Below are 25,616 nucleotides of genomic sequence, written 5' to 3'. Positions count from 1 at the left end.
GAGTTCCACGTTGCACGCCCCGCACCCGAAGCCCCACGCCCGAAGCCCCAAGCCCGAAGCCCGAAGCCCCGAGGAAGGGAAGGACTCATGACCGTCAGCAGCGAGCAACTCCTCACCGCCGGCGCGGTATCCGACGAGCGGCCGGGACTGCGGCTCACCAAGCTCGGCCCGCGCTTCGGCGCCATCGTGCACGACATCGATCTCGGGCGGCTCGACGACGGCCAGGTGCGGGCGATCCGCGCGGCACTCGTCGAGCACAAGGTGCTCTTCCTGCACGACCAGACCATCGACGACGCGGCGCAGATCGACTTCGGCCGCCGGCTGGGCGAGGTCACCGCCGGGCACCCCGTCCACGACTCCGGAGACGTCGCGCCCGAGGTCTACGCCCTGGACAGCCAGGACAACGGATTCGCCGACGTCTGGCACACCGACGTCACCTTCGTCCAGCGCCCGCCGGCGGTCTCCATCCTGCGGGCGCTGGTCCTGCCGCCGCACGGCGGCGACACCAACTGGGCGGACAGCCAGCTCGCCTACGACTCCCTCTCCCCCGGTCTGCGCGACTACGTGGACACGCTCACCGCGGTGCACGACGGCAGTCGCGAGTTCGGCTACTACCTCGCGCAGCGCCGCAAGGGGCGCGGCAACGTGTGGGAGGGGGAGACGTTCACCGACCTCGTGCCGGTCGAGCACCCGGTCGTGCGCGTGCACCCGGAAAGCGGGCGCAAAGGGCTGTTCGTGAACCCCGGCTTCACCTCGCACATCGCCGGTGTCTCCGCGGAGGAGAGCCGCGGAATCCTCGACATCCTCTACGCCCACCTGACCAAGCCCGAACACGTCGTCCGCCACCGGTGGCGGCAGGGTGACGTCGCCCTGTGGGACAACCGCGCCACGTCCCACTACGCCAACCGCGACTACGGCGACGCCCACCGGGTCATGCACCGGATCACCCTGCGCGGGGACATCCCGGTCGGCCCGTCGACCGGCCGCGACTGAGCCCTCCGGAGCCGGGCCCCGCCGATCCGCCCGCGGGGCCCGGCACACCGTCGGCCGCGGCGGGCGCCGGACAACTGTGCGGCCCCTGAACGCGTGCTGTGGTTCGGCTGACCCTCGCCGCGTCGACGCGGCAGCCCAGTGGCCGGCGCGAAGACGGGGGCCGCCGCGCTCGGCGGGGCCTTCATCCGCCGGACGCGCTCGCCCTCCATGCAGGCCTGCCCGAAGGCGCGGGGCCCGACCCTTACGGGCCCGGCGGGCCCACCCGGCTCTCCGCCCTCGGCAACGGCGTCATCCGGCCAGCCCCGCACCATGAATGCCTATTCACGCAAGGCCGATTTCGATCGCAACGGGAACATCCGTGGGTCGGGTGAAGGACTCGGGGTGCTCTCCGCATGTGTGTGGTGGGCGGCTGTCGAGCGTGCGGCGCGGACGAAGGCGGCGACAGCCGGAGAGCGGGCGTCCTGGGGCCACGCGACGGCCAGTGTGCAGTCCGGCAGGTCGCTGACCGACCGGTAGGCGACCCCGGGGCGCGGGTTGCGTCGGGCGACCGAGGCGGGTGCGAAGAACACTATGCTGCCCGTCTCGACGAGGCTGAAGATCTCCGACAGATTCGAGGCCGACCTCGTCGCCCCAGGGGCAGGCGGTGTGGTGCGCCCGGCGTCGGCCGGTGCGCCGCTGGGGAGGTTTCGGCCGGCCAGGTCGGCCAGGCACAGTTCGGTACGGGCGGCGAGCGGGTCGGTGGCGGCCATGGCGACCAGGACCGCCTCGGTCAGCAGCGGCTCACTGTCCAGCCCGCGGTCGTCCATGGGGCGGAGCACGAGCGCGACATCGGCGAGGCCGTCGCGCAGTACCTGGGGTTGATCGCCGAACCCGCCGAGGACCAGTTCGGGAGGCAGGGCGGCGGGGTCGGTGCCGTAGGTGTCCAGGATCTGCGGCAGCAGACCGCCGTCGATGTCGGCCTTGAGCGCGATCCGCAGCCGCGGCGCGGTACTGCCGGCGTGCCGGGCCCGGTGGGCGGCGGCGGTGACCGCCTCCAGAGCGGTTCTGGCATCGCGCAGCAGGACCTCTCCGGCACCGGTGAGTCTCACCTGCCGGGTGGTCCGCTCGAACAGCGTCACGCCGAGTTGTCGTTCGAGATCCCGGATCGTGCGGGACAGCGGCGGCTGCGCCATACCCAGTCGGTCGGCGGCGCGCCCGAAATGCAGCTCCTCCGCGACCGCGACGAAGTAGCGGAGCTGCCGCACCTCCAGGTCACTCATACCACCAGGGTATCAATAGCGACCAAGACGGTCCTTCACCTGTGCCTTTGCTCCGGGTTCACTCAAGAGCGACCCCCGGCACGCCCCTGGGGGTCGCCGTCGACCGCCACGCATGGAGGCACACATGATCGTCATTACTACGCCCACCGGCGACATCGGCCGACAGGTCCTGGACCGCGTCCTGGACAGCGGCGAGCCGGTCCGGGTGATCGCCCGCGATTCCTCCCGCCTCCCGGAGCACGTGCGCGCGCGGGTGGAGGTGGTGGAGGGCTCACACGCCGACGTGGACACGATCGCAAAGGCGCTCCAGGGCGCGGACCACCTGTTCTGGCTCGTGCCCCCGGCCGGCTTCCAAGACGCCGGCCCCGCCAGGAGCTACTACCTGGACTTCACCCGTGCCGCCGCCCAGGAAGCCGCGAGCCGGGGCGTGCGGATGGTGCACGTCACCTCCCTTGGCCACGGGTACGACGGTGAGGCCGGCCTGTTGTCGGCCGCGCTCGACATGGACGAGCTGATCAAGGACACCGGCGTGCAGGACCGGGCGCTGGCGCTGCCGTTCTTCATGGAGAACCTCCTGCGCCAGGCCCAGCCGATCGCCCAGCAGGGCGTGTTCTCCATGGCGAACACCGCGGACTGGCCGTTGCTGACCGTCGCCACTCGCGACGTGGCCGCCGCGGCGGCAGCTCTTCTCCTGGACAAGACCTGGAGCGGTCAGGTCCGCGTTCCCCTGGTCAGCCCGGACCGTCTGACGCCAGACGCCATGGCCGAGACGATCTCGGAAACCCTGGGCCGCACGGTGAGCTACCAGCAGGTGCCGCTCGCGGACTTCCAGGACCGGATGGTGCAGCGAGGCGCGAGCCCTTCGCTGGCCCAGGACATGGCCGACATGGTCAGCGCGCAGAACAACGGCATCTACGACGCCGAACCCCGCGACCCGGCCTCCGCCACTGCCACCGACTTCCGCCAGTGGTGCCAGAACGTCCTGAAGCCGACCGTGCAGTCCTGACCAGCACGCCGGTCAGCGCCCGGCGCAGCCGGCTGATTCAGCACCGGAGGAAGCGGCAGTCGCACTCCACGATCGGGCAGAGCCGCCCCTTCCACATGATCAATAGGATCGCGCGCCGCGACCGGGATGTTCGCCAGAGTGTCCCGGCCGCGGTCTGCTCTCCAGATCCCCACACCCTCAGAGGGGCGGGTGTCCCACCCCAAAGCACGGTTGACGGTCCATGGGCGTTTCTCGCGCCCACCGCCCCACCAATGGGGCCGACGCCGGCGAGCCGAAGGACCCGCTCGACGAGATCAGTCGCCTCAACAACCCTGCGAGTCAATACAACCAGGGTGTGTATCGGAAGTGCCTTGCCAGGCTGTCGGCTCGTCAGCCCCGAGGCAGGACGGCAAGCCAGCGGTCGTCCTGGAATTCGGCGGGTACTTCGTCCTCCCCCGGATCGATCCCACGGCGTTCCAGTTCGTCGAACCATCGGTCCCGCTGTGACTCGGGGAGGCGTCGTCCGCACCAGGGACAGAAGTCGATGGTGATGCTCGACGTGCCGCCGTCGTGAATGATGAGCCCGTACTCCTGGAACCTGGCGCTGAACTCGATCATTGCATCCGGGCATGCGAAGGGGTCGTCGTGCTGATCACAGTCCACGTTCGCGTGGCGGCTCATCGCTTCGCAGCAGTGGTTGGTCATGACCTTGGCTTTCTGGTGACCGACTCGATGACCAGAAGTAGATCACGGTCTGTGATGATCACCGGGTGGCATGTGGAGATCCGACGCAGTGGGTGCGGCTGGAGTCGTTCTTGCCCAAGGGCAGGAAATCCGAACGGCCACCGAAGCGGAAAGAAGGGCCTACAGGCCGAGACACCCGGCGGGACGTCGACCTGCCCCCGACGTGTTTCCGCGATGCGCACCTCGGCGGTGATCCTCTCGCCGGCCTCGACCGCTTCCGAAGGGTTTGATCCGCGACCAGGTCAGATCGGGCCCGCGGATGAACCCTGTGCACAGGCCGTGGGGCTCGCCGTCGAGATGGACGAAGACGCGGAAGTGGTGAACTTCCGGAGCCTCTCCGCGGGGAATTCGGCCGACGGCGTACGTCTCGCCCGACGCCCCGACGCGACCAGCACGGGTCACGCCGGGGGCGCCGGCGCTTGCCCGCGGACGTGGCCGTCGCCAGCTCCGCCGAGGGGTGCGGGTTATTACATTTCCTGCTCCCACCAGCCGCGGGTGTCGACGTCCGCGGCGTCCGCCAGTGCTTCCAGTTCGGCGATCTCCGCCTCGGTGAGCTCGATGGCGCGGGCGCGGACCAGCCCGTCGATGTAGGCGGCCTTCGTGACGCCGATGATCGGGGTGGTCCCCTTGGCGATGGCCCAGGCCGTGGCGATGTCGGCGGCGGACGCGCCGCGCTCGGCGCCGAGCGCCCCCATCCGGTCGGTCAGCGCCTGGAGCCGGTGCAGGACGCCGTTGTAGACGTCCGCGCGGCTGCTGCCCTCCGGCAGCGGGTTGGCCGGGTTGTAGCGGCCGGTCAGCGCGCCTTGTTCCAGGACCATGTAGGAGAAGAACGGCACGTCGTGCTTGCGGCAGTGGTCGAGGATGCCCGCGCGCTCGGACGCCCGGTACAGGAGGCTGAAGTGGTTCTGGACCGCCTCCACGCGGAAGCCCGCCTCGCCGAGTATCCGGTCGGCGAGGGCGATCTCCTCCAGGTTGTGGTTCGAGACGCCGACATGCTTGATCCGGCCGCTCTCCAGCAGCGGGATCAGCGGCGGCGTCCACCTTGCGACGTCGGCGGCGTTGTGAATCCAGTACAGGTCCACGTAGTCCGTGCCCATACGGTCGAGGCTCTGCTCCAGCAGGTCCGCGACCGGGTCGTCCCCGTCACCCGCGAGCTGCGGGGTGAACTTCGTCGACAGCGCGTACGAGCTTCGGTCATAGCCTGCCAGAGCCCGACCGAGAGCCTTCTCCGAGCGGCCCATGCCGTACGCGACGGCGGTGTCCCACAAGGTGAACCCGTTCGACAGGGCCTTGTCGACGACCTCCCGCAGTCCGGACTCGCTCAACCGGCTGCCGAAGTAGCCGTCGCCGGCCTCGCCGCTGTCTCCCCAGGCCCATGTGCCCAGCGCCACCGCGGGCACACTCAGGGTGTTGCTCGTCATGTCCTACCTCCGTTGCCCCGGGTCCGTGCCGGACCCTTCGATCCCAGGAGACCCCGCTCGCCGCCGCGGGTGAAGGTCGTGTTTATGGGGGGTACAAGCTCAGCCCCCCTCCCGCCGTGACCAGCGGATACCCTGAAGGGCATGGACCACGAGCCCGGAAGCCGCGGCGAGATCCGGGACTTCCTCACCAGCCGGCGCGCCAGGATCACCCCGGAGCAGGCCGGTCTGCCGACCAGTGCCCGCCGCCGGGTCGCCGGGCTGCGGCGCGAGGAGGTCGCCGTCCTCGCCGGCGTGAGCACGGAGTGGTACACGCGACTGGAGAAGGGGCACATCGGCGGCGTGTCCGAAGCGGTCCTCGACGCGGTCGCCCGCGCCCTGCGCCTGGACGACGACGAACGCACCTACCTGTTCGACCTGGCCCGCTCGTCGCGGCAGGTCGGCCGCACGCCGACGCGCCGCAGGGACGTGGAGGTCCCGCCCCGGGTCCAGTGGCTGCTGGACTCCATGACGATGTCCTCGGCGTTCGTACGCAACGGCCGTACGGACATCGCGGCCGCCAACCCGCTCGCCCGGGCTCTTTTCGCTCCGATGTTCGACAGCGCCACCGTCGACCGGCGCCGTCGCCCGAACATCGCGCGCTACACCTTCCTCGACCCCGGCGCCGGCGACTTCTTCGTCGACTGGGACGCCGCCTGCGTCGCCACCGCCGCGCTGCTGCGGGCCGAGGTCGGGCGCGAGCCCCGCGACCGGGCGCTGCACGAACTCGTCGGTGAACTGTCCACCCTCAGCCCCGAGTTCCGCGGCCAGTGGGCCGCGCACGACGTCCTGATGCGCCACGACGGCGTCAAACAGCTCCGGCACCCGGAGGTCGGCCACCTGGAACTGGCCTTCCAGTCCCTCGACCTGCACCTGTCGGACCGGGCCGTGCACGACCTGGTCATCTACACCGCCGAACCCGGCACCGCGTCCGAGGAGCGACTCGAACTGCTCGCCATCTCGGCGGCCACCCGCTCCCGGGCAGCGGCACAGAGCACTTCGCCGAGCCCTGAGGCCTGAGCCGTAAGCGCCAAGCCGTGAGCACCGCGCCGTGAGCCCTGAGCGGTGAGCCCTGAGCGGTGAGCCCTGAGCCGCCAGCCGTGAAGCGCGCGCCCGCACCGCCCCGCCCCAGCTCACCCCCGCCCCCGCTCACCCGCTCGCCGAGCCGACCGCGCGCGGTGACAGGGGCGAGTAGGGGGGACGTTGGGGTTTGTTCGGGCAGGTGAGGCACCTAGGGTCGGCGATCGAACGCCGTTGAGGGAGCGTTGCGGGGACTCTTGGTGGAGGCAGGGCGTCATGAGCGAGAGCGAAGCCTGGGCGGTCCGGTCGGCCGGGGAGGCGGGCCGGGAGGCGGACGGGGTCGTGCTCGCCGTCGACTTTCCGGGCACGGGGCGGCGGGAGGCCGGCTTCCCGGATCTCGCCGAGCGGCTGGCGATCCCGTACCCGCTGTGGGAGACGCTGCCGCCGCCGCTGGCCGCCGGGACCAGGCTGACCGGCGGGCAGTGGATCGACCGGTGGCTGGCCGGGGTGGGCGGGCGGCCGGTCCGCGCGGTGCTGGGCTTCTGCGCCGCCAGCCCGTACGCGGCGGTGCTCGCGCACCGGCTCGGCGCCGTGCAGGAACGGACGCCGGACGCGGTGTTCTTCGACCCGGACATCCCGCAGGAGTTCTTCCTGTACTGGCAGTACCAGCAGATCATGGAGCGCTTCCTGCCGGAGCTGACGGCGGCGGAGAAGGACGCGGCGCGGCAGCGCGGTGAGCAGGCGCGCGAGCGGGCCGACGACCTGACCGCGCTGGGCACCGAACTGAGCCGGCTGTTCCGGGAGTACGGCGAGCCCGCGTGCCGCCGCTCGGGTCTGGACGACGAGCGCACGGCGGAGTTCATGGGCGGCTTCACGACGTACGTGTCGTTCCTGTGCGGCTCCAGCCAGATCGCGGCGGAGGAGCCCGAGGCGCTGGTCGGCAGCTGGTCGAAGGCGACCGCGGTGACGTCGTCGGGCAGCAGCGAGGCGGGGCGGCTGGTCGCGAAGGAGATCCCGTTCCCCGAGGTCGCGCACGTCGACCTGCTGGCGAGCCCGGAAGTGGCCGCCGCCGTCTCCGACCTGCTGCGGTGAGCGCCGCCGACCGCGAGGGAGCCGCGGTGACCGCCCCGCACCCCTCAAGCCCGCCGCACCCGTCAACCCCGCCAAGCGCGCCGGGGGCGGCAGCCCCGTCGGCCCCGCCGCAGGCGTCAGCCGCCGGCCATGTGCTCATCGGCCCGGTCCGCCCGGTGCCCGACACCCTGCTACCGGACCTGTTCGGCGCGGCGGCCGCCGCGCACCCGCGGGCGACCGCGCTGGTCGCCCCGGACGCGACGTACGGCTACGCCGAACTGCACGCCCGTGTCCAGCAGTTGGCCCGGCTGCTGCTGGCCCGCGGGGTCGGCGCCGAGGACCTGGTCGCGGTGCTGCTGCCGCGCACCGCGGACGCGGTCGTCGCGCTGCTAGCGGTGCTCACCGCGGGCGCGACGTATGTGCCGGTGGACAGCGGTTATCCGGCGCGGCGCATCGCGGGCATGCTCGCTGACGCGCGTCCCCGCCTGCTGCTCACCACCAGCGCGCTGGCCGAGAGCCTCGCCGGGGACGTGCCCGCGCTGCCCGCGCTGTGCCTGGACGACCCGGCGACGGCGGCGGAGGCGTCGGCGCTGTCCGCCGCGCCGGTCGGGGACGCGGACCGGACCCGGCCGCTGCTGCCGGGCGACGCGGCGTATGTGCTGTTCACCTCGGGCTCGACCGGCCGTCCCAAGGGCGTGGTCGTGGAGCACCGCTCCTTGACGAACCTGGTGGCCTCGCACCGCGAGGTGTTCTTCGGGCCCGCCACCGAGCATGTCGGGCGGGGGCGGCTGCGGGTGGCGCACAGCGCGGCGATGTCCTTCGACGCGGCGTGGGACCCGGTGCTGTGGCTGTTCGCGGGCCACGAACTGCACCTGGTCGACGACCTCACCCGGCGGGACCCGGCGCTGCTGGTGTCCTACGTCGCCGAGCGGCGCGTCGACGTCATCGAGACCACCCCGACGTTCGCCGAACAGCTCGATGGCAGCGGCCTGTTCGCGGCGTCCGGCGGCCACCGGCTCGGGGTGCTGGCGCTGGGCGGCGAGGCCGTGGGGGCCGCGCAGTGGGCGCGGCTGCGGGCGCTGCCGCACCTGCTGGCGCTCAATCTGTACGGGCCGAGCGAGTGCACCGTCGACGCGTTCATGGCGCGGCTGTCGGCGTACGAGGCGCCCACGATCGGGCGGCCGGTCGCCAACACCCGGGCGTACGTGCTGGACGGGCGGGGCCTGCCGTGCCCGCCCGGGCAGACCGGCGAGCTGTACCTCGCGGGGGCGGGGGTGGCCCGCGGCTACCTGGGCCGCCCGGACCTGACCGGTGAGCGCTTCCTGGCCGACCCGTGGCAGCCGGACGGCGGCCGCATGTACCGCACCGGCGACCTGGTGCGGCTGGCCGCGGACGGTGTGCCAGAGTTCGTGGGACGCGCGGACGACCAGGTCAAACTGCGCGGCCAGCGGCTGGAGTTGGGCGAGGTCGAGCAGGTGCTGCGCACGCACGGCAGCGTGGCGCAGTGCGCGGTGCTGCTGCGCGAGGACACGCCGGGCGCGCCGCACCTGGTCGCCTACGTGGTGGGCGAGGGGTGCGTGCCGACGGAACTCCTGGCGTACGCCGGGGAGTTGCTGGCGCCGTACATGGTGCCGTCTGCGGTGGTGGTGCTGGCGGCGCTGCCGCTGTCGCCCAACGGCAAGTTGGACCGGACGGCGCTGCCGGCACCCGAGTTCGGCGCTTCCGGCGGGGGGCGGGCGGCCGCGACGCCGACCGAGGAGCTGCTGTGCCGGCTGTGTGCGGACCTGCTCGGCCTGGACGGCATCGGCCCGGAGGACGACCTGTTCCGGCGGGGCGCGGACAGTATGGGCGCGATCCGGCTGATCGCCGCCGCCCGTGCGGAGGGGTTGACGCTGCGGTTGCAGGACGTCTTCGAGCACCGGAGTGTGGAGGCGCTGGCGGCGTTCGCCGACCGGGCGGCCTGAGCCGTACACCGCGGCGGGGCGGGCGGGTCCCTTCGGACCGGTCCGCCCCGCCGCGGTGTGCGGGCCGCGGCTCAGTCCGCGACCGGGTCGGCGGTCGGCCAGGGCCCGCCGCTCAGCGCCTCGTACCGCCGCCCGAGCCGCAGTACCGTCTGCTCGCCGTGCGGGCGGCCCATGAACTGGAGGCCCACCGGCGGGCCGTCGGCGGGCGCGCCGCAGGGCACGGACAGTGCGGGCAGGCCGGCCAGGCTCGCGGGGTGGGCGAAGCGGGTGCTCGCGACCGGGACGACGTCCATTCCCCCGTCGGGCTGTGGGAGGAAGAACTCCCCGTGCGGGACGGGGGTGATGGCCACGGTGGGCAGCACGAACGCGTCGACGCCGGTGAACGCCTCCCGCCAGCGCTGGTGCAGCAGTTGCCGGAACCGCAGCGCGTCGATGTAGTCGCGGGCGGGCACCAGCGCGCCTTCCTCCAGCCGGTCGCGCGTGGTGGGGTGCAGTTCGGCGCCGTCCTGGAGCGTACGGCGGTGGTGGGCGCTCGCCTCCGCTGCCATGATCAGCGAGACCGCCGGGGAGACCAGGTCGACCAGCGGCAGGCTCACCCGCTCGATCCGCGCGCCGTCCGCGGCCAGCAACTCCACGGCGGCCGCGACGCGTTCGGCCACTTCCGGGGCGCAGCGCGCGAAGAGCGCGTCGTCGGGCACGGCGAGGGTGAGCCCGGCGGCGCTGACGGGCGGCGCGGCAGCGGGGGCGGGGGCGGCGGCGCCGGTGAGCGCGGCGAAGGCGAGGGCCGCGTCGTCGACGGTGCGGGCCAGCACTCCGGGGGTGTCCAGCGACCAGGACAGCGGTGCGACCCCGTCGGCCGGCAGCACCCCGTAGGTCGGCTTGAGGCCGACGACCCCGCACATGGCGGCCGGGATGCGTACCGAGCCGCCGGTGTCCGTACCCAGGGCCAGGGGTCCCAGGCCCGCCGCGACGGCCGCGGCGGCGCCGCCGCTGGAGCCGCCGGCGGAGCGGTCGGGGCACCGCGGGTTGCGGGTGCCGGGGGTGACCGTGCCGAAGGCGAACTCGTCCATCCGCGTCTTACCGACGATCAGCGCGCCGGCCGCCCGCAGCCGCGCGACGACGGCGGCGTCCGCGGCGGCGGGGGTGCCGCCGGCGGCGCGCAGTGCGGCCGAACCGGCCCAGGTCGGGGTGCCGGCGACGTCGAAGAGGTCCTTCACCGAGACGGGCACCCCGTCCAGGGGCCCGCGCGGGCCGTCCTGCGCGATGCGCTTGGCGGCCTGCTCGGCCTCGGCGCGGACGGTGTCCGCCAGGACGGCGGTGTACGCGCCGACCGCCGGATCGACGGTGCGTATCCGGGCGAGCAGCGCCTCGACCAGCTCGACCGGGCCGAGCCGGCCGTCGGCGATCCGTGCCGCGGTCTCCACGGCGGTCAACTCATGGACGGGGACGGCCTGTTCGGTGCCGTCGGCGGTCGGTGTCCGGGTCATCGCGCTCACTCCCATTCCAGCCGGAAGGCCGGGGGCAGTTGCTGCCGGCCCAGGTCGACCGCGTCCAGCGCCTGACCGCAGCCGAGGAGCCGTCCGCGGCGCGCCTCGAGTGCCGCCCACCGGTCCCGGGGCACCGTCAGCCGTGCCGCCGCGGTGAGGACGCCCACGGCGTCGGGCTCCGCCTCGGGCGCGGCGCCGGGCGGCCTTGCCTGCGTGCTCTGCGTTTCGTTCGACAATTCGCTTTCCTGCCGTTGCAGCCGGACCCGGCCAGGCCGAGTCGATTCCGTACGGCAAACTAGCAAGGCCCGCACCGGTGCAGAAGATTGTCCGGCGGCAGGGCCGGGACAGCGCCGCCGAAATCACGGTCGTCCGCTTTCCGTCAGGGGCGCCTAGGGGGACGATAGGGGGGGCCGGTATCCGTACGCTGTCGAAAGTGACGATACCTGCAGCGACGATGAAGTCCGCGGCGGCGGGCCGGGTGGCGAACGCCGGCCGGCAGCAGCCGGGGCCGCGTTGGGACCGGCGCACCACGGATCTTCTGGCCGGCTCGGCGCGACTGACCGACCAGGGCGCCCAGTTGGCCACGGCGGACTTCGCCGCTTGGCTGGCCGGCCGCGGGCGCGAACACTCCTTCGCGGTGGAGCGCATCGACTTCGCCGACCTGAAGGGCTGGTATTTCCTGAACCGCACCGGGAATCTGGTGCACCAGTCGGGGAAGTTCTTCACCGTGGAGGGGCTGCGGGTCACCACCTCGGCCGGGCTCTTCCCGGAATGGCACCAGCCGATCATCCGGCAGCCCGAGGTCGGCATTCTCGGAATCCTGGCCAAGGAATTCGACGGGGTGCTGCACTTCCTGATGCAGGCGAAGATGGAGCCGGGAAATCCGAACCTGCTGCAACTGTCCCCCACGGTGCAGGCGACCCGCAGCAACTACACGCGCGCGCACCGCGGTTCGCCCGTGCGCTACGTCGAGTACTTCGCCGGGCCGCGCCGCGGCCGGGTGCTCGCCGACGTGCTCCAGTCGGAGCACGGCTCGTGGTTCTACCGCAAGCACAACCGCAACATGATCGTCGAGACCCGCGACGAGGTACCGCCGCACCCGGACTTCTGCTGGTTCACGCTGGGGCAGCTGCACCAGTTTCTCCAGCTGGACAACGTGGTGAACATGGACTCGCGCACGGTGCTGTCCAGCCTGCCCGCCGTCGCCGAGGGGCCGGGCAGCCGGCTGGCGCTGCACCCGGACACCGAGGTGCTCAGCTGGCTCACCGAGCACCGCTCGACCCACGACTGGACGATCACCCCGGTCCCGCTCGCGGGACTGCCCGGCTGGCAGCGCACCGCGCGCGAGGTCAGCCGCGGCGACGGGCGGTTCTTCGACGTCGTCGCGGTCGCCGTGGAGGCCGCCAGCCGCGAGGTGCCCAGCTGGACGCAGCCGCTGATCCAGCCGCACGGCGAGGGTGTCGTCGCCTTCCTCGTCCGCGACTTCGACGGGCTGCCGCACGTCCTGGCGCACGCCCGGATGGAAGGCGGCCTGCTGTCGGTGGTGGAGGTGGCGCCGACCGTGCAGTGCGTGCCGGAGAACCACCCGGTGGACAAGCGGCCCCGCTACCTCGACCAGGTGCTGTCCGCCCGGCCCGAGCAGATCCGCTACAGTGCCCGGCACTCCGAGGAGGGCGGCCGCTTCCGCAACGCGGTCAGCCACTACCTGCTGGTCGACGCCGACGACGCGCTGGCCGCCGAGCCCCTGCCGCCGGAGTACACCTGGCTGAGCGTGCGGCAGTTGGAGCGGCTGACGGGCGCCGGGCTCACCGTCAACGTGCAGGCCCGCACCCTGCTGGCGTGCCTGCGCTCCGCGGCGGGAACCCGGTGACGGCGGCCCCGCTGCGGGTCGGCGTGCTCGGCGCGGCGGACATCGCGCGCCGCCGGATGCTGCCGGCGTTCGCCGCCGCGCCGGACACCCGGGTCACCGCCATCGCCGGCCGCGCCCCGGGCCGCGCGGACGAACTCGCCGCGCAGTACGGGTGCGCGGCCGTCACCGGCTACGACGCGCTGCTGGCCCGGGACGACGTGGACGCGGTGTACATCCCCACGCCGTGCGCCCTGCACGCCCTTTGGGCGGAGCGGGCGCTGCTGGCGGGCAAGCACGTCCTGGTGGAGAAGCCGCTGACCGGCGAGCCGGCCGAGGCCGCGCGGCTGACCGCGCTCGCCGCGGCCCGCGGCCTGGTGCTGGTGGAGAACGTGCTGTTCGTCCACCACGGCGCCCACGCCCGGGCCGCCGCACTGGTGGCGGACGGCGCGATCGGCGAACTGCGCTATGTGCGCGCCACGTTCACCATTCCCGAACTGCCCGCCGACGACATCCGGCACCGGCCCGACCTGGGCGGCGGCGCGCTCGCGGACGTGGGCGTGTACCCGCTGCGCGCCGCCGGCCGCTTCCTCGGCACGGACCTGCGCGTCACGGGCGCCGCGCTCGTCGCCGACCCGCGCACCGGGGTGGACACCTCCGGCGCGGTCCTGCTGCGCACTCCGCCGTCGGCGCCGGGCGCCCCGGTCACCGCGCTGCTGTCGTTCGGGATGCGGCACGCCTACGAGTCCTCGTACGAACTGTGGGGCAGCCACGGCCGTATCCGCCTGGAGCGCGCGTTCACCCCGCCCGCCGGCCACGTACCGGTCCTCCAGCTGCGCACCGGCCAGGACGAGCAGCTCATCGAGCTGCCCGCGGAGGACCAGGTCGCGGCGGCGGTGCGGGCGTTCGCCGCGGCGGCGCTCGGCCGCCCGGAAAGCGCCGAGAACGCCCGGCAGGGCGCGCGCTGGGCGGTCGAACTGGCCCGGCTGCTCGCGGACGTCCGCGAGGCGGCGGCCGCCGGCGCCGAGAACGCCGAGCGCGCCCAGAACGCCCGCACCGGCGCCGAGGACCCGGCCCGGAACGCGACCGGGGCCGCGCCGCCGGCAGCGGACTGCACCGGTGCGGCCCGCCCCCTGGCAGCAGCGAACGAGAAGGGCCGGTGAGCGCGGTGGAGATCGTCGGACGAGGGTTCCTGGCCCGCCATCTGTCCGCGTTGCCGGCCTCCCACGGCGAGGTGACCGTACTGGCCGCGGGAGTGTCGAGCACCGCGGTCGGCTCGCCCGACGCCTTCCGGCGCGAGGCCTACCTCGTACGGGCCACCGCCCGCCGCTGCCGCGCCGAGGGCCGGACCGTGGTGTTCTTCTCCACCGCCTCCAGCGCCCTGTACGGCACCTGCGACACCCCGGCCGGCGAGGACGCGGCCGCACCGGGCATCCCGTACGGGCGGCACAAGCTCCACCTGGAGGAGGAACTGGCCGGGTCGGGCGCCTCCTGGCTGGTGCTGCGGCTCAGCCACGTGGTGGGCGCCCACCAGCGCCCGCACCAGCTGCTGCCCGGGCTGGTCGAGCAGATCACCGCCGGTCACGTGCGGGTCTTCGCCGGCGCGTACCGCGACCTGGTCGACGTCGCCGACGTCACCGCCTGCCTGGACGCGCTGCTGGCCGCGGGGGTACGGAACGAGGTGTTCAACGTGGCCGCGGGCACCCCCTACGCCGTCGAGGACATCGTGCGCGGCGTCGAGGCGCGGTTGGACCGGCAGGCCCGCTGGGACGTGGTGGACGCAGCGGGCCGGGGCGGGCGGGCCGTCGTCTCGGTCGACCGGCTGCGGCGGCACGTGGGCGCCCTGGCACCGGCCGGCGGCCCCGCCTACCTCGCGCGGATGCTGGACCGCTACACCGCCTCCTACCGCCCCGCGCCCGCCGCCCCCTGATCCGCGGGCCGCACGGCACGACCGGGCCGGGCGCCCTCCGCCGGGAGGGGCCCGGCCCGGTCGTGTGCCCGGGTCAGCGCGCCAGGTGGCGCCGGAGCACGTCGGTCACCTCCGGCACCCGGTCGTTGAGGTAGAAGTGGCCGCCGGGCAAGACGTGCAGGTCGCTGGGGCCGTCGGTGTGCTGCGACCACGCCCGCGCCTCCGCCACGGTCGTCATGGTGTCCGCGTCGCCGGTCAGCACCGTGACCGGGCAGCCCAACCGGTCGCCGGGGCGCGGCTCGTACGTCTCCGCGGCCTGGTAGTCCGCGCGGATCGCGGGCAGCACCAGCCGCACCAGCTCCTCGTCCTCGAGGACCCGGTCGTCGGTGCCGCTCAACCGCCGGACGCTCGCCAGGAGTTCGGCGTCGGCGGCTTTGTGCAGGTCCTCGCTGGGCCGAAACGCCGACGGGGCCCGCCGTCCCGACACGAACAGGCGCATCGGGCCGCGCCCGGCGGCCTCCAGCCGCAGCGCGACCTCATAGCCGACCAGCGCGCCCATGCTGTGGCCGAACAGCGCGAGGGGGCGGTCGTCCCCGTCCGTGACCGCCTCGGCGACCCGGTCCGCCAACTCCCGCAGGTCGGTGACGGGTTGCTCGTGCCGGCGGTCCTGGCGGCCCGGGTACTGGGCGGCCAGCACGTCGACGGCGGGGGTGAGGGCAGCGGCCACGGGCGTGTAGTAGCCGGCCGCGCCGCCGGCGTGCGGCAGGCACAGCAGCCGGACGCGCGCGTCGGGAGCGGGCCGGTAGCGGCGCATCCACACGCCGCTGTCCACTGCGGAGGTCATCGGGTCTCGCTTCCTGGTCGGGTGCGGGCGGTTCGCGCCTGCGGCGGGGGCGGCGGAGGCGCGGCCCAGGTTGTCGTAGGCCATGGACGCTGTCAGGCCGCGGCCGGTTCACCGGCGAGTTCCGCCGCGAGGTGCGCCGCCAACTCCGCCGGGTGCAGGTAGTCGTAGACGAGGGTGGTGGGCAACTCCAGCCCGGTGATGGCGGTGAGGCGGTGGCCGAACTCGACTGCGGTGAGGGAGGCGAACCCGAAGTCCATGAAGTCCCCCTCGGCGGGCACCGCTTCGGCCGAGGCGTGCCCGAGGACCACGGCGACCTGGCCCCGCACCAGTTCCAGCAGCGTCTCGGACCGCTGTTCCGCCGACTGCCCCGCGAGCTTGCGCCGCAGCGACTCTGGCCCGTCCACACCGGCCAGCAGTCCGCCGGCGCCGCCCGCGCCGCCCGCCTCGGCCGGTGCCGCCGCGGCGAGTGCCGCACGCGCCTCGGGCAGGCCCGTCAGCAGGTGGCGGCTGCGAGCGCTGGCGCGGGTGGCGGCGTAGTCCGCCCAGTCCAGGTCAGTGGCAACGAGCAGGCTGTCCGCCCGTGCCAGCGCCCGGTCCAGGACCGCGAGGTCGAGGGCGTCCGGGTCGGCGGCGACCAGCCGTACGGGCGCGAGCGCGGCCGTACGGTCCCGGGCCACCGCCTCCCACCAGCCGGCCACGGCAGCGGCGGCAGCGCTGTCGTCGGCACCGAGCAGATCGGTCGCACCGACGGCGAGGAAGAGGGCGACCTCGTCCGCGCGGCCCTCGGCGCCGGACCCGTCCACCGCGAACAAGGCCGGTACGGCGGGCAGTTCGGTGCCCAGCAGCTCGTCCAGGGCCTTGTCGAGCGGGCCATCGGCGGCAGCGCGCGGCGCGTGCAGCACCGCCGTCAACGGCTGCTCGGCGGGCAGGGACGCGACCAGCCGGGCCAGGGCCGGCGCGTCGGAGACGTCGCAGACGGCGTGGCTGATCCGCGCGGCGGCCGGGTCGGCGGCCGGGTCCGCGCCCTGGTCCGCGCCGTGGTCCGCGACCGGCCCGGCGGTGCCGACGGGCTCGCCGGGTGCCGCGGCCACCAGGACGTGCGCGGCCCCGGCCGCGGCCAGCCGGTGCGCCACGCGGTCGCGCCAGCCGCCGGTGCCGCCGCTGACCAGGAGCGTGCCGCGCGGCGCCGCAGCCGTACCGGCAGCGGTGGCCGCGCCGGAGCCCGCCTTCAGCAGGCGGCGGGCGAAGGCGCCCGCGTCCCGCACAGCGAGTTCGGTCTCCTCCGACCGGGCCAGCACGTCCGCCAGCCGCCGCAGCACGCGGTCGGAGCACCGCGCCGGGACGTCCACGACGCCCGCCCACCCTGTGGCGGGGTCGTCCGCGAGGACCCGGCCCAGGCCCCACAGCACGGCCTGGCCGGGCGCGGTGACCCGGTCGGCGCCGCCGGTCGACACCGCGCCGGAGGTCAGCGACCACACCGGCACCGCGGCATCGGGGCCCGCGAGGTCGGACACGGCACGCAGGAGGGCCAGGGTGGCGGTGGCCGCGCGTCGGGCGCCGTCCGGGTCGGCCGGGTCGGCCGGGTCGGCCAGGGCCGTCAGCGCGAGCAGCGAGAGCACCCCGGCCGGTTCCGTGCCGTCGGCCGTGAGGGACGCCAGTTGGGCGGCCAGGCGGTCGGCGGCAGCGGGGTCGGCAGGGTCGGCCGTGACGACCCGCACGTCCGCGCCCGCGGCGGCGAACACCGCGGAGAGCCGGGGCACCAGGCGGTCGGCGGTCCCCTGCTCCGGTACCGCCAGCAGCCAGGTGCCGTGCAGGCGCGCGGACGTAGCCGCCGGGCGCGGGGGCAGCGCGGTCCAGCCGAGGCGGTAGTGCGGGGCGGGAGCGGCGGCCTTCCGACGGCCGAGCCACGCGGCGAGCACCGGCAGCGCTCCCTCGACGGCCGCCCGGTCCCGCGCGTCGTCCAGCCCCAGCAGGGCGGCGAGCGAACCCGGGTCCTGGTCGGCGACGGCGGCCCAGAAGCGCGCGTCGGGGTCGGCGGGCCGGGATGTGGTGTCCTGGGATGCGGTGTTCCGGGATGCGGAGTCCCTGGGGCCCACGGCCAAGGCATCGGCGGCCAGGGCACCGGGGTCCGGGGCGGTCCGCTCGGCGGCCAGTTCCTCCGGGTCCAGCCAGTACCGCGTGTGCTGGAAGGTGTACGTGGGCAGCTCGATCCGGCGGGCGCCGGGCAGCAGCGCCGCCCAGTCGACCGGTACGCCGGCCATGTGCAGCCGGCCCACGGCCGCCACCAGCGCCCGCGCGTCGGGCTGGTCCCGGCGCAGTACGGGGACCGCGGCCACGTCGGCGGGCAGGCTCTGGTCGGCCATGCCGGTCAGCACCCCGTCCGGGCCGACCTCCACGAACCGGCGCGCGCCCTGCGCGTGGAGTTCGGTGAGGGCGTCGGCGAAGCGAACGGTGGCGCGGACGTGGTGCACCCAGTAGTCCACGGTCCGCAGTTGCTCCGGGTCGGCGGTGCCGGTGACAGTCGACACGAACGGCACGGACGGCTCGTGGAAGTCCAGGCCCGCCACGACGCTACGGAACTCCGCCAGCATCGGCTCCATCAGCGGGGAGTGGAACGCGTGGCTGACCGTGAGCCGCTTCACCCGGCGGCCTTGCTCAGCCAGTTGCTCCGCCACCTGCTCGACGGCTTGCTCCGCACCCGAGATCACCACGGACTGCGGCCCGTTGACCGCCGCCACGCCCACGGTGTCCGCCACGCCTTCCAGCAGCTCACGCACCTCCGCCTCGGTGGCCTCGACCGCCACCATCGCACCGCCCGCCGCAAGTTGCTGCATCAACCGGCCCCGCGCCGCCACCAGCACACACGCCTCCCGCAGCGACAACACCCCCGTCACGTGCGCCGCCGCGATCTCACCGATCGAGTGCCCCGCGACCGCGTCAGGCCGTATCCCCCAGGACGCCAGGAGCCGGAACAACGCCACTTCGACGGCGAACAGCGCCGGTTGCGTGAACTCCGTACGCGCCAACACCTCCACGTCCCCGCCCCACATCACCGCACGCACCGGACGCGCCATCACCGCGTCCAGCTCCGCACACACCTCATCGAGCGCATGCCGGAACGCGGGGAAGGCGTCGTAGAGTTCCCGGCCCATGCCGAGGCGCTGCGCACCCTGCCCCGTGAACAGGAACGCGGTGCGGCCGGGGACAGCTGCACCCGTCAACGTCAACGCGGCGAGCTGGTCGAGGAGTTCGGCCCGGTCCGCGGCCACGGCGACGGCCCGGTGCTCCAGGGCGCCGCGGGTCGTCGCCAGCGAGAACGCGACGTCCGCCGGGCGCAGGTCGGGCCGCGCGGCGACGTACGACCGCAAGGTCTCCGCCTGAGCCCGCAGGCCCTCCGGGGAGGCCGCGGAGAGCGGCAGGGGCACGACGGCGGCGGGCCGCGGTCCGTCGGCGGCTCCGGCGTCGGGTCGGACGGGCGGCTGCTCGATGACGACGTGCGCGTTGGTCCCGCTGAACCCGAACGACGACACCGCCGCGCGGCGCGGCTGCCCCGTCTCGGGCCACGCGCGGGCCTCGGTCAGCAGCCGTACGTCACCCGCCGACCAGTCGATATGCGGGGAGGGCTCCGCCACATGCAACGTCCGCGGCAGCACACCCGCCCGCAACGCCATCACCATCTTGATGATCCCGCCGACACCGGCCGCCGCCTGCGCATGCCCGATGTTCGACTTCAATGACCCGAGCCACAAAGGCCTTTCGGCGTCACGCCCCTGCCCGTAGGTGGCTTGCAGGGCCTGCGCCTCGATGGGGTCGCCGAGGGAGGTGCCGGTGCCGTGGCCCTCCACCACGTCCACCTGCGCGGGAGTCAGGCGTGCGGCGGCCAGCGCCTGGCGGATCACCCGTTGCTGGGAGGGGCCGTTGGGGGCGGTGAGGCCGTTCGACGCGCCGTCCTGGTTGACGGCGGTGCCGCGGACCACGGCCAGGACGGGGTGGCCCAGGCGTTCGGCGTCGGAGAGCCGCTCCACCAGCAGCATCCCGACGCCCTCGGCCCACCCGGTGCCGTCCGCGCCCGCGCCGAACGCCTTGCAGCGGCCGTCGGGGGAAAGGCCGCGGTGGCGGCTGAAGTTGATGAACGCACCGGGTGTGGCCATCACCGTCACCCCGCCCGCAAGCGCCATCTCGCACTCACCCGCGCGCAACGCCTGCACGGCGAGGTGCAGCGCGACCAGCGACGAGGAACACGCGGTATCCACGCTCACCGACGGGCCCTCCAGCCCGAACGTGTACGACAGGCGGCCCGCGATCACACTGGTCGCGTTACCCGTCCCCATCAACCCTTCGAGGTGGCCCGGCACTTCACGCAACCGCGACGCGTAGTCGTGGTACATCACCCCCGCGAACACGCCGGTGCTGCTGCCGCGCAAGGTGGCCGGGTCGATCCCCGCACGCTCGAACGTCTCCCACGACGTCTCCAGCAGCAACCGCTGCTGCGGGTCCATGGCGAGCGCCTCACGCGGTGGGATACCGAAGAAGGCGGGGTCGAAGTCGGCCGCGCGGTGCAGGAATCCGCCCTCGCGGGAGTACGTCGTGCCCGGGTGGTCCGGATCGGGGTCGAAGACGTTCTCCAGGTCCCAGCCGCGGTCCGCCGGGAACTCCGAGACGGCGTCGCCCCCGGCCAGCACCAGGTCCCACAGGTCCTCCGGAGACATGACGTCCCCCGGGTAGCGGCAGCTCATGCCCACGATGACGACCGGGTCGTCGTCCAGGCCCGTACGCCCGGGCGCGACGGGGGCGGGGGCGCCTGCCTGCTCGCCGACGAGCTGGGACCGTACGTGGTCGGCGAGGGCGGCGGACGTCGGGTAGTCGAAGACCAGGGTGGCGGGCAGCCGCAGGCCGGTGGTGGAGCTGAGGCGGTTGCGGAGTTCCACGGCGGTCAGCGAGTCGAAGCCGAGGTCGCGGAAGGACTTCGCCGGCTCGACCACGTCGGCGGAGGCATGCCCGAGGACCGCCGCGACGGCCGACCGGACCACGTCCAGCACGTGCGCCGCCTGTGCCTGGGCGTCCAACGCGGCCAATTTGAGGGCCAGTTCGTCGCCGCCCGGGTTCCCCGCTGCCTCGCCCGCGGCCCTGCGCAGGACGCGGGTGGGCAGGAGGCCGCGCAGGATCGACGGCACCGGCGCCGCGCCGGCCGCCCCGGTCCGGAGCGCGCGCAGGTCGAGCCGGATGGGGACCAGCAGGCCGTCGTGGTCCGCCCCGGCAGCCATGGCGACGGCCCGGTCGAAGAGCGCCAGGCCCTCGTCCGCCGACAGGGCGCCGTCCCCGCCGCGGCCGAGCCGCCGCACGTCGGCCGCGCCGAGCCCGGCGGTCATCGCACTGTCCGCCCCCGCCCACAAACCCCAGGCCAGGGACAACCCCGGAAGACCCTCAGCACGCCGGGCCTGGGCGAGGGCGTCCAGGAAGACGTTCGCCGACGCGTAGTTGGCCTGACCGGCGTTGCCGAACACACCCGCAGCGGAGGAGAACAGCGCGAACGCCGACAGCTCCATGCTCCGGGTCAGCTCATGCAGATTCCAGGCCGCGTCCACCTTCGGGCGCAGCACCGTGTCAAAGCGCGCGTCGTCGAGTGAGTCCAGTACACCGTCGTCCAGTACGCCCGCCGCGTGCACCACGCCGGTGAGGCGGCGATCCCGTAGGACCTCGGCCAGCGCGTCCCGGTCCGCCGCATCACACGCCACCACCTCCACCACGGCACCCTGATCGCTCAACTCACGGCTCAACTCCGGCATGCCAGCCGCTTCCAGGCCGCGACGACTCAGCAGCACCAACTCCCGTACGCCATGCGCCGCCACGAGGTGCCGGGCAAGTACGGTGCCCAGCGCACCCGACGCCCCGGTCACCAGCACCGGGCCGTCACCGAACGCCCGACCGCCCTCCTCCGCCGCCACTTGCGCCCGTACGAGACGGGGTACGCGGACCTCACCGTCCCGCACCGCCAACTGCGCCTCGTCCAACGCCAGTCCAGCGGCCAACACGTCAACGCCCGCACCTGCGTCGAGATCCGCCAGCACGAACCGCCCCGGGTACTCCGCCTGCGCCACCCGCACCAAACCCCACACCGGCGCAGACCCCACCTCCACCAACTCACCCGCGGACACCGACACAGCCCCCCGAGTCACCACCACCAACCGCGAACCCGCCAACCGCTCCTCACCCACCCACCGCCGCACCACACCCAACACCTCAGCGAGCCGCGACCGTACGGCCTCCGATACGGCGCCGTCATCGGCCGGACCGCACTCCCACACCACCGTCCCGGGTACGTCATCGCCGGACGCGAGCAACGCGTCCACATCGGCGTGCGACCCACCCGCACCCACCACGACGTACGGACCCGCCTCGCCCCCACCGGCCGCCGGCACCCACTCCACCCCGAACAGCGCGTCCTCACCCCCCGCCGACACCGCGGCCAACTGCTCCGCCGAGACCTCCCGCGTGGCCAGCGCCTCGACGGAGGCCACGGGGCCGCCGGATGTGTCCGCGACGTCCAGGGCGAGGCTCGTCCCGTCGTCGCCGGTGGGGGCCAGGCGGACGCGGAGCGCGGTGGCGCCGACGGCGTGCAGCGCGACGCGGCGCCAGGAGAAGGGGACGCGCGCACCGTCGCCCTGGTCCGGGGCCGTCGCTGCGGCGGCGTGCAAGGCGGCGTCCAGCAGGGCCGGGTGCAGCCCGAACGACCGTGCCGCGTCGGCCGCTTCCGCCGGAAGCGCCACTTCGGCAAAGAGTTCCGCGCCCCGCCGCCAGGCGCGGCGCAGGCCCTGGAAGACGGGACCGTAGGCGTAGCCGCGCTCGGCCATCGAGGCGTAGAAGCCGCTGGTGTCGACCGGCTCCGCGTCGCGTGGCGGCCACACCGCGAGGTCGGCCGAGTCGGCGGTGGCCGGGGCGGGGGCGAGCAGGCCGGTGGCGCAGCAGGTCCAGGGGGCGTCCGCCGTGTCGTCCTCGGTCCGCGCGTACACGTCGACGGGCCGCAGGCCGCGGGCGTCCGGCTCCCCGACGACCATCTGGACCTGTACGGCGCCCGCGGCCGGGACGACCAGGGGCGCCTGGAGCGTCAGCTCCTCGACGGCCGCGCACCCGGCCGCCTCTCCCGCCCGGAGCGCCAGCTCCACCAGCGCGGTGCCCGGGACGAGGACGGTGCCGTGGACCGCGTGGTCGGCCAGCCACGGGTGGGTCGCCAGGGAGAGCCTGCCGGTGAACAGCACGCCCGACCGGTCGGCGAGGGTCACGGAGCCGCCGAGCAGCGGGTGCCGCGCGGCGCTCAGGCCGAGCGCGGTGGCGTCACCGGCGCCGACCGGGGCGTCGAGCCAGTACCGCTCGTGCTGGAACGCATACGTCGGCAACTCCACCCGCCGCCCACCGGCCAGCACCGCCGCCCAGTCCACCGCACCACCCCGGACGAACACCGCACCGGCCGCCTCCACCACCGCCCGCACCTCCGGCACCCGCCGCCGCAGCACCGCCACACCATCCGCCTCGACCACCTGCCCAACCAACCCCGCCAACACCGCAGCCGGCCCCACCTCCACAAACCGCCGCACCCCCAACCCATGCAACTCCGCCACCGCATCAGCAAAACGGACCGCCGCACGAACATGCTCGACCCAATAATCCGGCGCGGCGATCTCCGCGCCGACCACAGCACCCGTCACCGTGGACACGAACGGAACCGACGGCTCCCGGAACTCCAGCCCCGCCACGACAGAACGGAACTCCGCCACCATCGGCTCCATCAACGGGGAATGGAACGCGTGACTCACCACGAGCCGCTTCACCCGCCGGCCCTGCTCAGCCAGCTTCTCCGCCACCTGCTCGACGTCCCGCTCCACACCCGAAATCACCACCGACTGCGGGCCGTTGACCGCCGCCACACCCACAGTGTCCGCCACGCCTTCCAGCAGCTCACACACCTCCACCTCGGTGGCCGCCACCGCCACCATCGCCCCACCCGCCGGAAGCTCCTGCATCAACCGCCCCCGCGCCGCCACCAGCACACACGCGTCCCGCAACGACAACACACCCGTCACATACGCCGCCGCGATCTCACCGATCGAATGCCCCGCCACCGCATCCGGCCGAATCCCCCACGACGCCAACAACCGGAACAACGCCACCTCGACGGCGAACAGCGCCGGTTGCGTGAACTCCGTACGCGCCAACACCTCCGCATCCTCACCCCACATCACCTCACGCACCGGCCGCGCCATCACCGCGTCCAACTCCGCACACACCTCGTCCAACGCCTCCCGGAACACCGGGAAGGCGTCGTAGAGCTCCCGGCCCATCCCGAGCCGCTGCGCACCCTGCCCCGTGAACAGGAACGCGGATGTCCCTTCCAACACGGGACCCGACGGCTCCAACGTGCCTAGCTTGTCGAGGAGTTCGGCCCGGTCCGCGCCGACGATGACGGCGCGGTGCTCCAACGCCCCGCGGGTCGTCGCCAGCGAGAACGCGACGTCCAGCGGCCGCAGTTCGGGCCGCCCGGCGACGTACGACCGCACGCTCTCCGCCTGCGCCCGCAAGCCCTCGGGGGAAGCCGCGGAGACCACCCAGGGCACTACGTCCCCGAGCTGCGGCTCGTCCGCCTCCTCGGCCGCCACGACCTCCCCGACCGCCGGGGCCTGCTCGATGATCACGTGCGCGTTCGTCCCGCTGAACCCGAACGACGACACCGCCGCACGCCGCGCCTCACCCGTTGCCGGCCACGCCCGTTCTTCGGCCAACAGCCGCACCTCGCCCGCAGACCAGTCGATGTGCGGAGAGGGCTCCGCCACATGCAACGTCCGCGGCAGCACACCAGCCCGCAACGCCATCACCATCTTGATCACACCGCCGACACCGGCCGCCGCCTGCGCATGCCCGATGTTCGACTTCAACGACCCCAGCCACAACGGCCGTTCGGCATCACGCCCCCGCCCGTAGGTGACTTGCAGGGCCTGCACCTCGATCGGGTCGCCCAGCGTCGTGCCGGTGCCGTGCGCCTCCACCGTGTCGACCTGCGAGGCCTCCAGGCCGGCCGCTGCCAGCGCCTGGCGGATCACCCGTTGCTGGGAGGGGCCGTTGGGCGCGGTGAGACCGTTCGACGCACCGTCCTGGTTCACCGCGCTCCCGCGGACGACCGCCAGCACCGGATGGCCCAACCGCTGGGCGTCCGACAGCCGCTCCACCAGCAGCACCCCCACCCCCTCGGCCCACCCCGTGCCGTCTGCACCCGCACCGAACGCCTTGCACCGCCCATCCGCGGCCAACCCCCGCTGACGGCTGAAGTTCACAAACGCCTCCGGCGTGGCCATCACCGTCACCCCACCGGCCAACGCCATCTCACACTCACCCGCACGCAACGCCTGCACCGCAAGATGCAACGCCACCAACGACGAAGAACACGCCGTATCCACACTCACCGACGGGCCCTCCAGCCCGAACGTGTACGACAACCGACCCGCAATCACACTCGTCGCGTTACCGGTGCCCATCAACCCTTCGAGGTGGCCCGGCACTTCACGCAACCGCGACGCGTAATCGTGGTACATCACCCCCGCGAACACACCCGTACGACTCCCCCGCAACCCGGCCGGATCAATACCCGCACGCTCGAACGCCTCCCACGACGTCTCCAGCAACAACCGCTGCTGCGGGTCCATCGCCAACGCCTCACGCGGCGACACACCGAAGAACCCCGCATCGAACTCCGCCACCGCGTCCAGGAACCCACCGCGGCGGCCGTAGGTCTTGCCGGGGCGGTCCGGGTCCGGGTCGTACAGCGCCTCCACATCCCAGCCCCGGTCCGCCGGGAACTCCGAGATGACGTCGGCGCCCGAACGCACCACCTCCCACAGGTCCTCCGGTGACCCGACACCTCCGGGGAAACGGCACGCCATCCCCACGATCGCGATCGGCTCGCTGGAGGCGGCGCGCAGCGCGTTGTTCTGCCGGCGCAGCAGCTCGGTCTCCTTGAGGGAGGCGCGCAGTGCCGCGACGACCTTTTC

General features: G+C 73.8%; 14 protein-coding genes and 1 pseudogene. 8 read left to right on the top strand and 7 right to left on the bottom strand.

Features of this window, described 5'->3' with window-relative positions:
* Positions 1-87 precede the first annotated feature (87 nt).
* Positions 88-993 (top strand): TauD/TfdA dioxygenase family protein, encoded by a 906-nt coding sequence (locus AC3EVP_RS30905; RefSeq protein ID WP_435135625.1) that lies wholly within the window; start codon positions 88-90, stop codon positions 991-993.
* A 317-nt stretch (positions 994-1,310) separates the two neighbouring features.
* Here the strand turns inward: AC3EVP_RS30905 and AC3EVP_RS30900 are convergent, their stop codons facing one another.
* Positions 1,311-2,252: a LysR family transcriptional regulator gene (locus AC3EVP_RS30900; protein WP_435135623.1), complete on the bottom strand. Its 942-nt coding sequence runs from the start codon at positions 2,250-2,252 to the stop codon at positions 1,311-1,313.
* 124 nt (positions 2,253-2,376) lie between these two features.
* Between AC3EVP_RS30900 and AC3EVP_RS30895 the strand changes: the two genes are divergently transcribed.
* Complete coding sequence (locus AC3EVP_RS30895; protein WP_435135621.1) at positions 2,377-3,258, top strand: NmrA family NAD(P)-binding protein; 882 nt, start codon at positions 2,377-2,379, stop codon at positions 3,256-3,258.
* 369 nt (positions 3,259-3,627) lie between these two features.
* Here AC3EVP_RS30895 and AC3EVP_RS30890 read toward each other — a convergent pair whose 3' ends face one another.
* On the bottom strand, positions 3,628-3,942 hold the full coding sequence (locus tag AC3EVP_RS30890) for a DUF6980 family protein (protein ID WP_435135619.1): 315 nt from the start codon (positions 3,940-3,942) through the stop codon (positions 3,628-3,630).
* A 506-nt stretch (positions 3,943-4,448) separates the two neighbouring features.
* Positions 4,449-5,402, bottom strand: coding sequence for an aldo/keto reductase (locus tag AC3EVP_RS30885; protein WP_435135617.1), 954 nt, complete (start codon positions 5,400-5,402; stop codon positions 4,449-4,451).
* Between the two features lie 141 nt (positions 5,403-5,543).
* On the opposite strand from AC3EVP_RS30885, the gene AC3EVP_RS30880 reads away from it, so the two are divergent.
* The 3 genes from AC3EVP_RS30880 to AC3EVP_RS30870 all read left to right on the top strand — a co-directional run bounded on the left by AC3EVP_RS30880 (position 5,544) and on the right by AC3EVP_RS30870 (position 9,493).
* The gene (locus AC3EVP_RS30880) at positions 5,544-6,458 is read left to right on the top strand and encodes a helix-turn-helix transcriptional regulator (protein WP_435135615.1); all 915 of its coding nucleotides are present in this window, start codon (positions 5,544-5,546) and stop codon (positions 6,456-6,458) included.
* Between the two features lie 276 nt (positions 6,459-6,734).
* Positions 6,735-7,550 (top strand): hypothetical protein, encoded by an 816-nt coding sequence (locus AC3EVP_RS30875; RefSeq protein WP_435135613.1) that lies wholly within the window; start codon positions 6,735-6,737, stop codon positions 7,548-7,550.
* A gap of 155 nt (positions 7,551-7,705) precedes the next feature.
* Positions 7,706-9,493, top strand: coding sequence for an amino acid adenylation domain-containing protein (locus AC3EVP_RS30870; protein ID WP_435135611.1), 1,788 nt, complete (start codon positions 7,706-7,708; stop codon positions 9,491-9,493).
* Positions 9,494-9,564: 71 nt separating this feature from the next.
* Here AC3EVP_RS30870 and AC3EVP_RS30865 read toward each other — a convergent pair whose 3' ends face one another.
* Both AC3EVP_RS30865 and AC3EVP_RS30860 read right to left on the bottom strand, forming a co-directional pair.
* Complete coding sequence (locus AC3EVP_RS30865) at positions 9,565-10,980, bottom strand: amidase (RefSeq protein WP_435135609.1); 1,416 nt, start codon at positions 10,978-10,980, stop codon at positions 9,565-9,567.
* 5 nt (positions 10,981-10,985) lie between these two features.
* Positions 10,986-11,216 carry a hypothetical protein gene (locus AC3EVP_RS30860; RefSeq protein ID WP_335984253.1) on the bottom strand — a complete coding sequence of 77 codons (231 nt, stop codon included), beginning with the start codon at positions 11,214-11,216 and terminating at the stop codon, positions 10,986-10,988.
* Positions 11,217-11,434: 218 nt separating this feature from the next.
* On the opposite strand from AC3EVP_RS30860, the gene AC3EVP_RS30855 reads away from it, so the two are divergent.
* The 3 genes from AC3EVP_RS30855 to AC3EVP_RS30845 are packed head-to-tail and all read left to right on the top strand — an operon-like array spanning position 11,435 to position 14,756.
* Positions 11,435-12,850 (top strand): NDP-hexose 2,3-dehydratase family protein, encoded by a 1,416-nt coding sequence (locus AC3EVP_RS30855; RefSeq protein ID WP_435135682.1) that lies wholly within the window; start codon positions 11,435-11,437, stop codon positions 12,848-12,850.
* Positions 12,820-13,989, top strand: a complete 1,170-nt coding sequence (locus AC3EVP_RS30850; protein ID WP_435135607.1) for a Gfo/Idh/MocA family protein — start codon at positions 12,820-12,822, stop codon at positions 13,987-13,989. The genes AC3EVP_RS30855 and AC3EVP_RS30850 overlap by 31 nt, the downstream gene beginning before the upstream one ends.
* The gene (locus AC3EVP_RS30845; RefSeq protein ID WP_435135605.1) at positions 13,986-14,756 is read left to right on the top strand and encodes an NAD-dependent epimerase/dehydratase family protein; all 771 of its coding nucleotides are present in this window, start codon (positions 13,986-13,988) and stop codon (positions 14,754-14,756) included. Before AC3EVP_RS30850 ends, AC3EVP_RS30845 begins: the two co-directional genes overlap by 4 nt.
* 73 nt (positions 14,757-14,829) lie before the next feature.
* On the opposite strand, the gene AC3EVP_RS30840 is transcribed toward AC3EVP_RS30845, so the two are convergent.
* Entirely contained in the window at positions 14,830-15,579 is a 750-nt protein-coding gene (locus AC3EVP_RS30840) for a thioesterase II family protein (RefSeq protein WP_435135603.1), read from the bottom strand.
* 92 nt (positions 15,580-15,671) lie between these two features.
* Positions 15,672-25,592 (bottom strand): annotated as a pseudogene (locus tag AC3EVP_RS30835) (type I polyketide synthase); the annotation flags it as partial.
* Positions 25,593-25,616: the final 24 nt, after the last annotated feature.

It is taken from the genome of Actinacidiphila sp. bgisy144, from assembly GCF_057708105.1.
Note: the sequence above shows the minus strand (reverse complement) of the source record. Positions and strands in the feature narration are given on the sequence as shown.

What these genes read in the sequence shown, in the direction of transcription:
- AC3EVP_RS30905 (WP_435135625.1), top strand. Translation starts at nt 88, where the DNA reads ATGACCGTCAGCAGCGAGCAACTCCTCACCGCCGGCGCGGTATCCGAC.
- AC3EVP_RS30900 (WP_435135623.1), bottom strand. Translation starts at nt 2,252, where the DNA reads ATGAGTGACCTGGAGGTGCGGCAGCTCCGCTACTTCGTCGCGGTCGCG.
- AC3EVP_RS30895 (WP_435135621.1), top strand. Translation starts at nt 2,377, where the DNA reads ATGATCGTCATTACTACGCCCACCGGCGACATCGGCCGACAGGTCCTG.
- AC3EVP_RS30890 (WP_435135619.1), bottom strand. Translation starts at nt 3,942, where the DNA reads ATGACCAACCACTGCTGCGAAGCGATGAGCCGCCACGCGAACGTGGAC.
- AC3EVP_RS30885 (WP_435135617.1), bottom strand. Translation starts at nt 5,402, where the DNA reads ATGACGAGCAACACCCTGAGTGTGCCCGCGGTGGCGCTGGGCACATGG.
- AC3EVP_RS30880 (WP_435135615.1), top strand. Translation starts at nt 5,544, where the DNA reads ATGGACCACGAGCCCGGAAGCCGCGGCGAGATCCGGGACTTCCTCACC.
- AC3EVP_RS30875 (WP_435135613.1), top strand. Translation starts at nt 6,735, where the DNA reads ATGAGCGAGAGCGAAGCCTGGGCGGTCCGGTCGGCCGGGGAGGCGGGC.
- AC3EVP_RS30865 (WP_435135609.1), bottom strand. Translation starts at nt 10,980, where the DNA reads ATGACCCGGACACCGACCGCCGACGGCACCGAACAGGCCGTCCCCGTC.
- AC3EVP_RS30855 (WP_435135682.1), top strand. Translation starts at nt 11,435, where the DNA reads ATGAAGTCCGCGGCGGCGGGCCGGGTGGCGAACGCCGGCCGGCAGCAG.
- AC3EVP_RS30840 (WP_435135603.1), bottom strand. Translation starts at nt 15,579, where the DNA reads ATGACCTCCGCAGTGGACAGCGGCGTGTGGATGCGCCGCTACCGGCCC.